The sequence below is a fragment of the Butyrivibrio sp. XPD2006 genome, assembly GCF_000420865.1.
GTDB lineage: Bacteria > Bacillota > Clostridia > Lachnospirales > Lachnospiraceae > Butyrivibrio.
In genome coordinates, this window is the sequence record NZ_ATVT01000004.1 from 42,653 (window position 1) to 56,257 (window position 13,605).

Sequence of the window (13,605 nt, forward strand, 5' to 3'; positions counted from 1 at the left end):
CAAATTAACTGTCTTTTTTACTTGATAACCTTATTTTTACTAACATAGCCATCGGCTGATGCAGCCTTCTGAAACGCCTCAAAATTCTTATTGTTGTTCAGGTACATAGTATAAGCTCTTGGTCCTTCAAGGTTTACCCTGATCTTGTCTTCATCAATCTTATCAACAGTCATGGTCCAGTCTTCATCATGACATTCAAAATCAAACACAACGGTATCCTGCGCCGCAGGCTCTCCAAAGACTATTCTGCCTTTGGATTTTAAGATTATCGAATAAATTGCCGGAAGATTGTCAGCACTCATCTTTACAGTTCCGTCAGGGCCTTCAGCAATGCATATGTCTGACTCATTGCTGAGCACAAAGACATCTACCTTGAACTCTCTGATCTTCTTTGTTTCCATAAACAGAGCAGCTATTACAAAGATTGCAAATCCCAGTGCCAGCGCCACCAGCAAGGCTACTATCCATATTCTGTCCTTTGATACTTTGCTTTTCATACACTTTGCTCCCCTTTTCATCCTTGTTTGGAGCCACTTGGTCGGCTATTTCATAGTCTTCATCTCCAATTGAAAAACCCGATCCGGGTCCATCGTCATGCCGGATGTAAATTACTTCTGTATTGTTAAGTCTGGCTGTACCAATCAATTTAGTAATGTTATTGAGCACTATTATAACAAGATGAGTTTTCTTTCTACAAGTTGCAATTTGTTGTAGTTGTCTGACAATATGGATTTGCCGCGGGATTGCGCATGAATACTGCAATCCCACGATTCGTAGGATGACATTTCAGGGGCAGTATTGTTCAATTATGATGTCCGGTCACGGATATAAATTATTATGTTGAAAGGGAGAAATCATGAAACAGAAAATTCAAAAATTTTATCTTTTTTTACCCGCAATACTATTTATCGCAGCACGCTCTTCCAATTTCTATCTGAATGGTACAGTTGGTGTTATAATAGGTGTTGCTTTGGCGTTGGCAAACATTTTTGGCATTTTTATGTTCAGAAAAAAAATAGTATGCCCGACCATATCTTTGATATTATTTATACTCTTTTTCCTGATGGCCAAAAGCCAGAGCGAATTGTCATTTGCCGTGACAATGGTCCTGGGAATAACCATTGTTTTCTTTAAGAAGGCACAGGTAGTGGTCACAGCAGTTGCGTCGTTTTTATTCTTATTCTTCAGTCCACTGTTGTTTTTTACGCTCATGATCATAGGACCTGTACTGGACGGAAGCGACGAGATATATCCAGAGACTCACTATTACACCGATGACGGCCGTGAACTCTTTGTGTACTCAGCCGGCGCAATGGATGACTTCCACTACTGTGTCGGAAGAGGATTTGAAATAATAGATTTGGGGCAGACACTTAAGTTTTACTATCGGGATGTTCAAAGTGTCTACGAACATGAATACGAACAAGTGAAAGGTACTGCCAACTGCACTCTGGCAGATTGATGATATGGAAAAAGAAAAAATAGCCGACTTAATACGTAAGAAGAGAAAAGAAAAAGGAATGACCCAGGAAGCTCTGGCACAGAAGCTATTTGTCACTGAAAAAGCAATATCCAGATGGGAGACCGCTAAGGGTACTCCCGACATATCACTTCTGCTCCCCCTTGCAAACGAGCTTGGGCTTGATGTGTCGGAACTGCTTAGCGGAAAAGAAGCGCCTGTTATAGAGGTCATCCACTACGAAGAAGAAAAGAGAAAGCAGCCCAAAGGACTGCTTAGACTTATCTTTGGCATGTATGCACTATCTATTCTGATATTCCTGATTTATCTTAGGATAGAGTATGACCCTTCCGTTGCATCAAATTATTTCCTGAATCTGGGACTTATGGTATTCTCCTCTGTCCTGATAATCGCCGGGAATCGCATCTATGCCGATCACCTCGTTGAAAAGCTGGAGGACAAGGCCCGTGTCAAAAGACTCTCCGAGATTATAGTCTTTGTTTACTATGTCATCATGATGTTTAATATGACCGGATTTGCAAGATTCGGCGCTTTCAGCGGAGTCAACCTCATTCCCTTCAGGTCAATTATGAACACCTTCGCCACAAGGCAGCCTTACAGCATCATTGTCTTTGCACTCGGGAATTTTGTAATCTTCATGCCTCTGCAGTTCTTTATCATGGACCTTATGAAAATTGACAAAATGCCCCTGAATTTCATAGTCTGCCTTATTGTGATCATCCTGATCGAGGCTTCTCAGCTGATCTTTAAGGTGGGAGTATTTGACGTGGATGACATTATCCTGAATGTAGCGGGCATGATGGTGTTCTTTTTGCTAGCAAAAAAGATTTTGCCTACTCGTCCGGCTAAAGTGTGCCACATTAGGAGATGTTAGCATGTTTGAGATTACTTATTTGATGATGTTTATTCATTACAGTTCTTTGGATCGTGACAAGATGCATAGTGATTTTTAAATCCGGAAATTTTGATATAAAAAGAGAAGCAAAGCTTTTACTTGTATATACCTGTCTTGTTGTTATAGCCAGTTTTGTCTATTTTCCTCTCCATCGTATTGATGGACATATTGGTGTGCTTGAGTTTGATGGATCGCGGATCTTCCCTTTTAAACGAACTTGATTCCATTTACATTTGTAGTTGACAGATACGATGGATGGCAGATTAACATTATCGGAAATATTGCTATGTTTATACCTGTTGGAATTGTTTGGCCTGTTTGCTTCGATGAATTAAAAAAATAAACAAAGCAATTCCGGCAGGTGCCGGATTTACTTTGCTTATTGAGCTTTCGCAGTTATTATTTTATGACAGATGTTCTGACATCGATGATATCATTTTAAATACTGCAGGCATCTGTATTGGTGCTTTAATTTACTTCAAAGCAACGTCACCAAGAATAAAGAAACCCGCAAAGTCTTGAAAATACTAGGTTTGCGGGTTTTGATTTTATACCATGTCTTAGCTTATTCATTCCTCGCCTTGATCATCGCGTTTGTCATTTACAGTTTCAATGAGACCTGTAACTAAATCTTGCAATTGGGCTGCATTTTTATTCGTGATTACAGATTTTCCGATTCTCTTTTCCACTGCCAATCGTGCTTCTCCTGCAGCTTCTCCGCCTGCAACTGCAACCATTCGATTTTCCTCAAAAGATTCCGGTTGTTTTTGCTTAGAAATTTCTGTAGTGGTAGCCTCAGCCAACATATTAAGTACCAGCTCCAACGTTGACATGTTATCACGAAGATTTTCTTTCTTCAAACCTTTATAATTCTTATATTCTCTTGTTGTCATGCCGGACCAGGCTTTTGATATTTCATCTGTGAGGATAGCAAACTCTACCCCCTTTTTTACTCCACGGTTTTCCCATTCATCTGTTAGTTCTTTTCTTACCTGAATTGCCTGCAGACGCTGATTGATCCATTCTCGAGAATATCCTTTTTTAGCGTATGTCTCTAAAGCTCGTTCTATGCTCAACTCCGGGTCTATTACTTCTTCTATTCGTTCACGTCCTACCTGAGCAAGCCACATTTTAAAAGGTTCGGCTTTTTTTGACGGAATTGACTGGATAATACGAAGTAATTGCTCTGTATTGGCAACATCCGTATTATATTTTTTTCCATCTTTGGGTGACCTCATTTTCAGTTGGTTACAATTTGTAACCAACTGACTTCCCTCTTCTTTTAGCCTACTTTTCAATACTTTCCAATAATTCCTTGCACCATCTATACCAGGTTGTTCAGTCAGTGCGCCAACCACATCCACAATTGAAAAATACCATTCTTCTTCGTCCTCTACCCATGCAGTTCTGATAGGCTGATTCTCAAATAATTGAACCTTATCGTTTATTTCACTGCTCATTTACTTCTCCCTTCTCTTCAAGCAACATAATATACGCCATCATTCTGACCAAATACTCCGGTGGCGCACTAATCCCCTGTTCCCATTGTTGAAGAGTTCTTACAGGAATCCCGAATTTGGCGGAAAACTTACTTTGTGATAATCCTGTTTTCTTTCGTAATTCCTTTATTTTTTCTGAAATATCCATACTATCGTCTCCAAAAACATCTTTATACTTTAATAAAGTATAAATCAACTTATATACGTTGTCAACGTATATATTCTCTCATTGGGTACAACAATTTTTTCCCAAAATAAAACTGCAGGCAACCACAAGGATTACCTGCAATCTATTAACATTATCTGTACCAGATGAACAATATAACACAGCTGGCAGCAAGTTCCTACCTCATATTTTATAGCCGTAAGAAATCACATGGCATCGCGCAGCCAAGTATCCATTTGAATCCGCATATTTTTCATCTACTCCATGGTCAACTATGAATCTTCTTTGCTCTAATTCAAAAGCCTCAGTTCCTGAACTAACGAAATCAACGTAATCATTGATTCTTACCCCGACATTCTTTAGTCCAAGTTTCTCCATAAAGACTGGCGCTCTCATCCCAACTTGATAATCTCTCCCACCGGATTGTTCTTCTGATAGCCACCTTTGCTTTAGGAAATCATCGTTCTCAAATGGATCATAGCTGCTATTGTCTACAAAAAGACCTGCATTTTCCATGCGCCTGCTTGGTTCAATACATATTACCAGTCCGTTCTCTTTTACAGCCCCAATCATCTTCTTTACTATATCTTCCGGTTTTGTAAGATGTCGAAGCACAGCCTGGCATATAGCTATATCATATTTAGCATCAGGTTCATACTCATGTAAATCTGCAACTTCGAAGCAGACCTCATTACTGCCTGAAAAAATTTCACGTGCTTCGCCAATAAGATCTTCAGAGATATCAACTCCCTTATAAATGCTTCCCTTAGGAACTAAAGGCAACAACATCTGTGCCAAGTATCCATATCCGCAACCGAAATCAATTATTCTCACTGGCTTATTTATCTTCCATACGCATTTCACAAGGAACTCAAAATAATCATTATTCCATAGATTTTGCCTTGTTCTATGCAAGTATTTCTTTTTTAATCCCCAGTCTGTATTATTATCAGGCACTTTCCTTCAATCTCCTCTTTGAAAGCCTATCTATATAGTGCAATACCTCTATAGATTCATCATTCATGTATGTATTCAACCTCATCTAGTTTACCTGTAATATGGTTCCTATTTCCTGAAGGCACAAATCCATTCCTTAGATACAAACGTTCCGCTCCAAGATTGTTTTCCAAAATCCATAATGATGGCTTTAAGCCATGTCCTTGAATCTTAGCAACAGCATACCCAAGCAGTTGTGTTCCATATCCTTTATTCTGATATTCCGGTAAGACATACAAGTCTTCAATAACTTTTCCATTGATTGATACTACTGCCACCGGATCTTGATCATAGAAGATAAAGAACTCACTGCCTTTTTCTACCTTACCCACGATATAATTAAGTTGATTCTCTACAGAATGCCTCTCAATAAAATCAGTATTGCAAAATGAGCGGTGTGATTCCTTCCAAGATATAGAATGGATTGAAGCAGCAACCTTGATATTCTTATCACTCACTTGAACAATCATAGTTCTTATGGCCTCAACAACAGAATAGTCGTCCATTTCATAGACTTTTCCTGTTTCCCTAAAGCCATTTTTGTGCCAAAAATGCTCTGCTTGAGGATTCCCTTTCACCCAACCCAAACAAATATTTGCAAATCCCTCTATACATGAAGAAGCACAAAAATCTTTTATAATTATGCTTCCGAGACCTTTGCCTTGTTCAGCTACATCCGTCATGAAGAATCCTATATATTTTGTATCACTGTCAGGATAGCCCAGAATCATATCCATAACAGCTATAAGCTTACCGTTTTCATAATAACCAACATAACATTTGTCTTCGTGTGTCTTGCCCGGCGGCAAAGCCTCCATATCTGATCTTATGCTGCTATAAGATACAAATGGTGGGCAATACTGGTAGTACAAGCTGTTTTTACTGCACAAATTGTATACTTCTGGAATATCTTCTTCCGATATCTTTCTAATATTAAAATTATTTGTCAGTTTAGCCATTTCTTATCACTTCAGTTCTTCAATGAAATTCAGCATCCTCTGTGTTGCCAACTCATCGCGTGTCATTGAGCGTAATTCCTCTGCTGTTACCCATTTAAATGCAGATGTTTCTCCTTCTTGCAATACCACGCTATTTTTATCATCATCCGTCTCGAATAAGTAATCCACATATATTGATCTATGAAGATGATGCAGAACACGCCCTACCTCAATAAGCTTATCTGCCTTAATTCCTGTTTCTTCTGAAAGTTCTCGCCGTGCACAAGTAAGTGGATTTTCTCCTTGAAGTGCAGATCCTCCAGCAGTGGCTTCCCACATTCCACCTAAATGTTTTCTTGAATCTCTTTGCATAAGCAAATAGGTACCATCAGCATGTCTTACAATAATTTCACACACAAGATGAAAAACTCCTACCGGAACCTCTTCCCCACGAATCAATGTCATTCCATCGATTTTATTTAGTTTTGCATCATAAGCATCCCATAGTTCCATTTTTGTTTTCCTCAAGAAGCATTATCTGTTCAAGCATAAATCCTGCATATTCTTTTGCGAGAATAGAATCATATACTACAACCGCGTCTTCAGCATAGTCCTTCATAGCATTCTGTATCAGGCTGTGATACCTTTCAGGAATATTACTCAGCGCCCATTCGCCACCCTCTTTCTTTGATAGGACAACGCCGTCTTTCAAGTACGCAAGTACCCTTGCCAGATTCAATATCAGATACATCGGATTCTCTGCTATTTCTTCTTTTGCATTTGCAATATCTTCCCAAATGGAATCTATATAATCTTGTGCTGGCACATCTGCAAATGTATCTTTGATCGAAACTCCGTACAGACACTTCCCCCTATGATTTATGATCGTAAAGTGCGCTGCAAGGTCTTTATCCTCACCTTTCATTTTCGAAACATAATCATCCGAATTATTCCTGTACCAGTCAAGATGAGCAACAGAAAAATGCAGTTCAAAGGGAGTCGGGTAAACAAAAGGTCTGCAAACACTTTGTTTAGCAACACTCATCTCCATCCCTTTGGCAGGCCCTTTGCCGTTTAGATCCACCACCATGTCCATATAGGCTCTTTTATCAGCATTTGATATAGATTCCTTCACTACCACAATCAAATCAAGATCACTCTTGGCAGGATTAAAACACCCCATGACTGCCGAGCCGTGGAGGTATACACCTACAAGATTGTCCTGCAGGATTTCTTTTGACTTTTCAACAAAACTTGCTGTGATAATATTAGTATCCATACAATTATGCATTATAGCAGATTCTTCGTGTTTTTTATGTTTTTTATAGCAGCTATAGATCCTTAGTCCTTCGAAATCTGCCACTATTTGAATTTGGCGAATTTAGGCAGTGGAATTAATAGAGGCACTTCTGCCTATATCAAGATTTTCGAATATTAGCAGTGGAATTGCATCATAACTTGCAGCAAGTTCCTACCTTCATGTTTCAATCATACCGTTTTCAGCCGGTTCACCAGATCCGAAATAACACCCGGATCCTCAATCAGGGAAATCCCAAAGCATTTCTTTCCTACATCCTTTATAGAAGCTCCAACATGATAGGCTGTCTTTTCATCCAAAATAATGAACCTGTCGTGAAACACCTGTGTCTTCTTTACTGTTAATGTCGGATACTGAGCATTAAAGTTGGTCGCATCTTTATTTGTAAGCTGCGCGCTGGCATACGTATAAATCCTCACATCAACACCGATATTCTTCTTTGCCAGAATATTTAAGGTATCCACATCAACATAGCCGTCAATCAGAATGATTTCTTTCTTGGCTTTTTTGATGATAGTCGTAATAAGACTGAACGCATCATATATTTGTCCGTCAAAGAAGATCTTTTGCTCTGCCTCAGCATGATCCTCGATATATCGGAACACCTTACCAAAGCGTTCATCGGTATTTTTCTCATACTCCAGCTGCCTCAGCTCTATATGGCTGACCTTTTCAAACAGCAGGGCATTGTTTGCTATAAAATGACGCATCTCTCGAAAAGCACGCATAATGAAAATGCTTTGTTGGTCAGCTATTTCGCCCTTCAACACTGTAGCCAGCATATATATACCCTGTTCTGTAAAGGCATATGGCAGCTTCCTACGACCTCCTTCCTGCCCTGAAAAAAGATTTGAACCCAGTGTAGTCACAATTTGTGATTTCACAATCTCAACCTCATCTTTTGTCAGCTGAAACATAAAGTCATCCGGGAAACGCCCGATATTACGCTTTACTTGTTGATTCAATGCACGTACTTCATATCCATATAATGCGGCCAGGTCGTGATCCAACATAACCTGCTTTCCTCTGATCGTATAAATCAGTTGACCTATATCGTTCGCGCGAATAATTACAGGAACGATTTCATTTTTATCCTTGCTCTTTGTCATCTGTAAATCCTTTCTGTGAAATCACAAATTGTGATTTCACGGAATGCTGCTAAATCTGCACTAAAAAAAGTCTTTAAATATACCGCCAAAAGCATTGCTCATATCCATCTGCACTCTATGCTTTCCTTTAGGATTTCGATAGACTTTAAACCCCATTCCTTTTATCACATCCAATAATTCCATGTACTTTTCAGAATCAGTCCAATACAATGTGTTCAGTCTGTTCTCCATATCTCTTATATTCGGTGCCATCGGTTTGATTCCTCCTCATCCGCTCCAGCAAAGCCTTCACACCCTCCAATATCAGAGGATTTGCTTTGGTATTAAAATTCATTCTTTAGTATACCATTGGTATGTGTTGATGGTATCATATTCCGATGGTATAATCAACAGATAACACCGAAATCAAATACTGTTTTCGAAGGAGTTTTCAGAAAGTATGAGTATTTCACTGAATATAAACAGATTAAAAGAGTGCAGAGAAAAACTTGGAATCAGCAAGATGGAAGCTGCCAAAAGAATGCAGCTCTCTCAACCTGCTTATCTGAGGTACGAATCAGGCGCCAGAACACCTTCTATACAGACTTTAGAAGTGATTGCTCAGGTTTTGGATACTTCCAAAGAATACCTGATGAACCTTACGGATGATTCCAGCCCCATTTCCTATACCATATCAAGAGCATCAGATCCGGAACTATTCGAAATCATCAGATTATGCCAAAATTCGGAAACCGAAACGAGAAAACGGTTAATAGCATACGCAAACAAAATAGCAGGCATAAGCTAAAAGAACAGACCTTGGAAAGGAACCTCGTTAGTCCTTTTCAAGGTCTGTTACTTTTTGTTTATATATTCTTACAGGATACGACAGTTTACCTTTCAAGGGTAATCCGTTTTACAACATGACACACATATCACTCCAGTTCCACCGTTCCCGGGGGCTTACTTGTCAGATCAAACATTACGCGGTTAACACCCTTGACCTCGTTGATGATACGGCTCATGACCTTCTGTAGAACTGCAAAAGGAATCTCGGATGCCTCTGCTGTCATGAAGTCTACGGTCTCAACAGCGCGGAGTACAACTGCGTAGTCGTAGGTACGCTCATCACCCATAACGCCTACGGAGCGCATGTTTGAGAGCGCTGCAAAGTACTGGTCAGGGAGCTTTTCAAGTCCTGCCTCAGCAAGTTCGGTTCTGTAAATATAGTCTGCATCCTGGACGATGCGAACCTTCTCTGCGGTAACTTCGCCTATGATACGAATACCAAGTCCGGGGCCGGGGAATGGCTGACGGAACACAAGGTACTCCGGTAGTCCGAGCTCAAGACCAACCTTGCGGACTTCGTCCTTGAACAAAAGACGAAGAGGCTCAATGATCTCTTTGAAATCTACATAGTCGGGAAGTCCGCCAACATTGTGGTGAGATTTGATGACAACTGACTCTCCGCCAAGGCCTGACTCTACAACGTCAGGATAAATTGTACCCTGGGCAAGGAAATCAACCGCTCCGATCTTCTTGGCTTCTTCCTCAAATACACGGATAAACTCTTCTCCGATTATCTTACGCTTTCTCTCTGGCTCTTCGACGCCCTTGAGCTTAGCATAATATCTCTCAGCCGCGTTGACACGGACAAAATTTATATCGAAATTACCTGAAGGTCCAAATACACCCTCTACTTCATCGCCTTCATTCTTACGAAGAAGACCGTGATCAACAAACACGCAGGTAAGCTGTCTACCGATGGCCTTGGCAAGAAGTGCTGCAAGGACAGATGAATCAACACCGCCGGAGAGTGCAAGTAATACCTTGCCATCGCCGACCTTCTCTTTGATCTCCTTAACAGTATTCTCAACGAAGGAATCCATTCTCCAGGTTCCTTGAGTATTGCAGATATTCCTTACAAAGTTATGGAGGATCTCTTTTCCCTGAACAGTGTGAAGAACCTCAGGATGGAACTGGATTGCATAGAGCTTCTTGTCCTCGCAGGCAGCTGCTGCAACAGGGCAGTCTGCTGTGTGCGCGATGATATCAAATCCCGGAGCAACCTTGCTGATGTAGTCGAAGTGACTCATCCATACAATGGTTTCCTTATCGATGTCCTTAAACAGGGTATCTGTTGAACCATCAATAAATGTATTGGTCTTACCATACTCTCTTACAGGAGCCTTCTCAACCTTGCCACCAAGCAGGTGCATCATAAGCTGAGCTCCGTAGCATAGTCCCAGAACCGGAATCCCAAGTTCAAAGAGCTCTTTGGTGTAGGAAGGTGCACCTTCCTCATAGCAGGAATTGGGTCCGCCTGTCAGAATAATTCCCTTGGGCGCCATCTCCTTGATCTGCTCGATCGGTGTACGATATGAATAAATCTCACAGTACACATTGCATTCTCTGACTCTTCGGGCAACAAGCTGGTTGTACTGCCCACCAAAGTCAATGACTATGACCTTTTCTTCTGAAGCCATTCTTCCTCCTCAAAAACTGAAATCTCAACTGCTATCACATCAAATACTACCTTACAAAAATCTTCTTACAGTAATTATAGATCTGTAAGTTGCAGGGCTGTATTTAATACCCGTTTTCTGAGTGCTGGCGTGGACTATCTGTCCACCACCGATATATATTCCAACATGTCCGCCGTAGTAGATAACATCTCCCGGCTGGGCATCCGCATAGGACACTTCTCTGCCGTAGGCTCCCTGTCCCCAGCTTGTTCTGGGTACGGATATTCCAAAGGCTTTGTAAACTGACTGCACAAATCCGGAGCAGTCTGCACCGTCTGTAAGACTGGTCCCACCCGGGACATATGGATTACCAACAAACTGACATGCATACTTGGCTATATTGCTTCCTGTTGCACTTCCTGCAGCGGCGTAAGTTCTACTGCTGCCTGATGAGCTTGATGATCCTGATGAGCCGCCCGATGATGATCCGCCGCTGTCTGAACCACTGCTATTTTCAGCTTCAGCTGCAGCTCTTTCGGCCTCCAGAGCATTTTGTGCTGCCTGTTTGGCAGCATCAACTTCCTTCTGCTTGGCCTCGATCTTTTTCTGTAGTCCTGCAATGCTGGCCTGCTGACTCTTAACCTGAGCTGTGTAAACAGCCGCATCCTGCTTGGCTTTGGCAAGCTTGACCTCATAATCAGCGTAAGTCGCCTTGTACTGAGCAAGAAGCTCTTCCATATAGGCTTCTTCCTCTTCAAGCTCAAACTGTGAAGCCTCAAGCTCTGCCTTCTCCTCTTCAAGCTTCTGTGCCAACGCTGCAGCCGCTTCCTTGGCAGCTACATATTCTGAGAGCTTCTGCCTGTCGTACTCATAAAGCTCCTCAATATATTGTGCCTTGTTTAGGGCATCAGCATAGCTTGTTGCGGTAAGAAGCAGCTGAACGTATGACAGGTTTCCCTTCTCATACATGAATTTAACCCTTTGAACCATAGAGCCATAGAGCGTCTCCTCGTGGTTCTTGGCATCTTCATACTCAGCATTGGTCTGATCTATTTGTGTTTCCTTCTCTGTTATATCCTCTTTGATAAGCTCGATATCAGTCATGAGACCGACTATCTCCGCATTTGTAGAATCAATAGCCTCCTGGGTCTCACCAAGAGCCTCGGTAGATTCTGAAATCTGACTGTTGGCCTCATTGAGCTTATTCTGGCTGGCAGCCTTCTCATTCTCGGCGGCCTTTTTTTGCTGTTTTAGTGCCTTTTCTTCCTCCTCCAGTTTCTTTTGCTGTTCCTGAAGTTCCTCACTGGTAGTGGCAAAAGACTGAATCGGGGTAAGTACAAAAAAAGCAAGGGAAAGTATTACGGCAACGATAGAATAAAATCTTTTCATCCCAATACCCCCTTGCTTTAAAGTCTACAACTAGTATCAAAAAAGAATAACAACTACTACATGTAGTATAACATTACAGAACTCAGTTTCCAACTGTGCTCATCTGCATTATTCTGAAATATTTGCATTCTCAACCAGGAAATCAGCAACCTTCTCAGCCATGATCTGCTCTCTGTAATCCTCAGCATCGAATGTAGCCTTGTACTCATCAATTGTACTATAGGTTGAGCTGAAATAATTGTCGTAGTCTTCCTGAATATATTTATCTATTGTAGCCTGATCGATCTCAATGTTCTCTTTGTTGGCAATTGCCTGAAGAACCATGATCCTCTTTGTCTGCTGCTCAGCAAGATCTTTGAGGTAATCCTCAGGAGTTCCTGTAAGTCCGTTGTTCTGCATTATTGTCTGAACATACTCAGTCTCTGAAACCTGCATTCCATATGTGTAATAAATCTGCTGAACATAGCTCTTAAGAGACTCAACGATCTGTTTGTAATATCTGTTGTTAAGCTTCTCAGGAATCTCGTCTACTGTGGCATTGTCTGCTACTATCTCAACGACCCTGTTCTTAAGGTCCTCACTGTATTTAGCATCTGCGTCAGCCTCAAGTTCCTCACGAAGATGAGCCCTGAACTGATCCATGTTCTCTACATCTTCAAGTCCAAGTCCCTTAACCCACTCATCTGAAGGTTCTGCATCTGCAACAGTGATACTGTTTACTGTAACAGTAAAGATGACATCCTTACCTGCAAGATCTGCAGCACCGTAATTCTCAGGGAATGTAAGGTTAAGATCTACAGTCTCACCCTTCTTGACACCGATAAGTCCGTCTTCAAATCCATCAATGAAAGATCCTGAACCGATCACAAGGTCATAGCCCTGTGCTGTTCCTCCCTGGAACTCTTCCTTGGTATCAGCATATTTACCGACAAAATCGATATTGACTGTATCGCCGTTTTCTACTGCTCTGTCAGTAACCTCTGTCATCTTGGGATTCTGTGAAAATGCTCCCTTAAGGCTGTTCTCAACGTCTTCGTCTGTAACAGCTGTCTTCTCGACATCAATTGTAACAGCCTTGTAATCACCAAGCTTAACAAGAGAATCCACATCAAAATCTGCAAGAGTTCCTGTCTCGAGCCCTGAAACATCAATAGAGCCTGATGCCGCCTCAGCTGCAGCATCCTGAGCACCCTCTTCTGCAGCCTGCGCTGTCTCTTCTGTAGTTGCCTCTGTACTTGTTTCTGTTGTTGCTTCTGTTGTTGCTTCCGGAGCTGCCTCTTTTCCACAGGCGGAAAGCATAATCATTGATGCTGCCAATGCAGTTATTATCCTATAGTTTTTCTTCATAATATGTTACTCCTTTAAACAATA

Annotated in this window: 16 protein-coding genes; 4 read left to right on the plus strand and 12 right to left on the minus strand. The window is 41.3% G+C overall.

What is annotated here, in order from left to right:
• Window positions 1-17: 17 nt before the first annotated feature.
• Window positions 18-497, minus strand: coding sequence for a hypothetical protein (locus G590_RS0105880; RefSeq protein ID WP_022764748.1), 480 nt, complete (start codon window positions 495-497; stop codon window positions 18-20).
• A 359-nt stretch (window positions 498-856) separates the two neighbouring features.
• Here G590_RS0105880 and G590_RS0105885 point away from each other — a divergent pair, with 359 nt between their 5' ends.
• The 3 genes from G590_RS0105885 to G590_RS21975 all read left to right on the plus strand — a co-directional run bounded on the left by G590_RS0105885 (window position 857) and on the right by G590_RS21975 (window position 2,897).
• Complete coding sequence (locus tag G590_RS0105885; RefSeq protein WP_022764749.1) at window positions 857-1,462, plus strand: hypothetical protein; 606 nt, start codon at window positions 857-859, stop codon at window positions 1,460-1,462.
• Window positions 1,463-1,466: 4 nt separating this feature from the next.
• Window positions 1,467-2,354, plus strand: a complete 888-nt coding sequence (locus G590_RS20995; protein WP_022764750.1) for a VanZ family protein — start codon at window positions 1,467-1,469, stop codon at window positions 2,352-2,354.
• A 396-nt stretch (window positions 2,355-2,750) separates the two neighbouring features.
• Window positions 2,751-2,897, plus strand: coding sequence for a VanZ family protein (locus tag G590_RS21975; protein WP_242829764.1), 147 nt, complete (start codon window positions 2,751-2,753; stop codon window positions 2,895-2,897).
• A gap of 47 nt (window positions 2,898-2,944) precedes the next feature.
• On the opposite strand, the gene G590_RS0105895 is transcribed toward G590_RS21975, so the two are convergent.
• The 8 genes from G590_RS0105895 to G590_RS0105935 all read right to left on the minus strand — a co-directional run bounded on the left by G590_RS0105895 (window position 2,945) and on the right by G590_RS0105935 (window position 8,653).
• Window positions 2,945-3,835: a BRO family protein gene (locus G590_RS0105895; protein WP_022764751.1), complete on the minus strand. Its 891-nt coding sequence runs from the start codon at window positions 3,833-3,835 to the stop codon at window positions 2,945-2,947.
• A complete protein-coding gene (locus G590_RS0105900) occupies window positions 3,825-4,022 on the minus strand; it encodes a helix-turn-helix domain-containing protein (RefSeq protein ID WP_022764752.1) in 198 nt (65 codons plus the stop codon). Before G590_RS0105900 ends, G590_RS0105895 begins: the two co-directional genes overlap by 11 nt.
• A gap of 201 nt (window positions 4,023-4,223) precedes the next feature.
• Window positions 4,224-4,997: a class I SAM-dependent methyltransferase gene (locus G590_RS18580; RefSeq protein WP_022764753.1), complete on the minus strand. Its 774-nt coding sequence runs from the start codon at window positions 4,995-4,997 to the stop codon at window positions 4,224-4,226.
• 59 nt (window positions 4,998-5,056) lie between these two features.
• Entirely contained in the window at window positions 5,057-5,995 is a 939-nt protein-coding gene (locus G590_RS21630; protein ID WP_022764754.1) for a GNAT family N-acetyltransferase, read from the minus strand.
• A 6-nt stretch (window positions 5,996-6,001) separates the two neighbouring features.
• A complete protein-coding gene (locus G590_RS0105920; RefSeq protein ID WP_022764755.1) occupies window positions 6,002-6,487 on the minus strand; it encodes an NUDIX hydrolase in 486 nt (161 codons plus the stop codon).
• Entirely contained in the window at window positions 6,465-7,253 is a 789-nt protein-coding gene (locus tag G590_RS0105925; RefSeq protein ID WP_026493966.1) for an aminoglycoside adenylyltransferase domain-containing protein, read from the minus strand. The genes G590_RS0105920 and G590_RS0105925 overlap by 23 nt, the downstream gene beginning before the upstream one ends.
• Before the next feature lie 209 nt (window positions 7,254-7,462).
• Complete coding sequence (locus tag G590_RS0105930; RefSeq protein WP_022764757.1) at window positions 7,463-8,401, minus strand: ORF6N domain-containing protein; 939 nt, start codon at window positions 8,399-8,401, stop codon at window positions 7,463-7,465.
• Between the two features lie 60 nt (window positions 8,402-8,461).
• The gene (locus G590_RS0105935; protein WP_022764758.1) at window positions 8,462-8,653 is read right to left on the minus strand and encodes a hypothetical protein; all 192 of its coding nucleotides are present in this window, start codon (window positions 8,651-8,653) and stop codon (window positions 8,462-8,464) included.
• A gap of 187 nt (window positions 8,654-8,840) precedes the next feature.
• On the opposite strand from G590_RS0105935, the gene G590_RS0105940 reads away from it, so the two are divergent.
• Window positions 8,841-9,188, plus strand: coding sequence for a helix-turn-helix domain-containing protein (locus tag G590_RS0105940; protein ID WP_022764759.1), 348 nt, complete (start codon window positions 8,841-8,843; stop codon window positions 9,186-9,188).
• Between the two features lie 127 nt (window positions 9,189-9,315).
• Here G590_RS0105940 and guaA read toward each other — a convergent pair whose 3' ends face one another.
• The 3 genes from guaA to tig form a co-directional block, all read right to left on the minus strand.
• Window positions 9,316-10,866 (minus strand): glutamine-hydrolyzing GMP synthase, encoded by a 1,551-nt coding sequence (gene guaA, locus G590_RS0105945; protein ID WP_022764760.1) that lies wholly within the window; start codon window positions 10,864-10,866, stop codon window positions 9,316-9,318.
• 51 nt (window positions 10,867-10,917) lie between these two features.
• Entirely contained in the window at window positions 10,918-12,234 is a 1,317-nt protein-coding gene (locus G590_RS0105950; protein ID WP_022764761.1) for a C40 family peptidase, read from the minus strand.
• A 108-nt stretch (window positions 12,235-12,342) separates the two neighbouring features.
• Entirely contained in the window at window positions 12,343-13,581 is a 1,239-nt protein-coding gene (gene tig, locus G590_RS0105955) for a trigger factor (protein WP_022764762.1), read from the minus strand.
• Between the last annotated feature and the right edge of the window lie 24 nt (window positions 13,582-13,605).

Coding starts and splice junctions, on each gene's coding strand:
- G590_RS0105880 (WP_022764748.1), bottom strand. CDS start 497: ATGAAAAGCAAAGTATCAAAGGACAGAATATGGATAGTAGCCTTGCTG.
- G590_RS0105885 (WP_022764749.1), top strand. CDS start 857: ATGAAACAGAAAATTCAAAAATTTTATCTTTTTTTACCCGCAATACTA.
- G590_RS20995 (WP_022764750.1), top strand. CDS start 1,467: ATGGAAAAAGAAAAAATAGCCGACTTAATACGTAAGAAGAGAAAAGAA.
- G590_RS0105895 (WP_022764751.1), bottom strand. CDS start 3,835: ATGAGCAGTGAAATAAACGATAAGGTTCAATTATTTGAGAATCAGCCT.
- G590_RS0105900 (WP_022764752.1), bottom strand. CDS start 4,022: ATGGATATTTCAGAAAAAATAAAGGAATTACGAAAGAAAACAGGATTA.
- G590_RS21630 (WP_022764754.1), bottom strand. CDS start 5,995: ATGGCTAAACTGACAAATAATTTTAATATTAGAAAGATATCGGAAGAA.
- G590_RS0105920 (WP_022764755.1), bottom strand. CDS start 6,487: ATGGAACTATGGGATGCTTATGATGCAAAACTAAATAAAATCGATGGA.
- G590_RS0105925 (WP_026493966.1), bottom strand. CDS start 7,253: ATGGATACTAATATTATCACAGCAAGTTTTGTTGAAAAGTCAAAAGAA.
- G590_RS0105930 (WP_022764757.1), bottom strand. CDS start 8,401: ATGACAAAGAGCAAGGATAAAAATGAAATCGTTCCTGTAATTATTCGC.
- G590_RS0105935 (WP_022764758.1), bottom strand. CDS start 8,653: ATGGCACCGAATATAAGAGATATGGAGAACAGACTGAACACATTGTAT.
- G590_RS0105940 (WP_022764759.1), top strand. CDS start 8,841: ATGAGTATTTCACTGAATATAAACAGATTAAAAGAGTGCAGAGAAAAA.
- guaA (WP_022764760.1), bottom strand. CDS start 10,866: ATGGCTTCAGAAGAAAAGGTCATAGTCATTGACTTTGGTGGGCAGTAC.
- G590_RS0105950 (WP_022764761.1), bottom strand. CDS start 12,234: ATGAAAAGATTTTATTCTATCGTTGCCGTAATACTTTCCCTTGCTTTT.
- tig (WP_022764762.1), bottom strand. CDS start 13,581: ATGAAGAAAAACTATAGGATAATAACTGCATTGGCAGCATCAATGATT.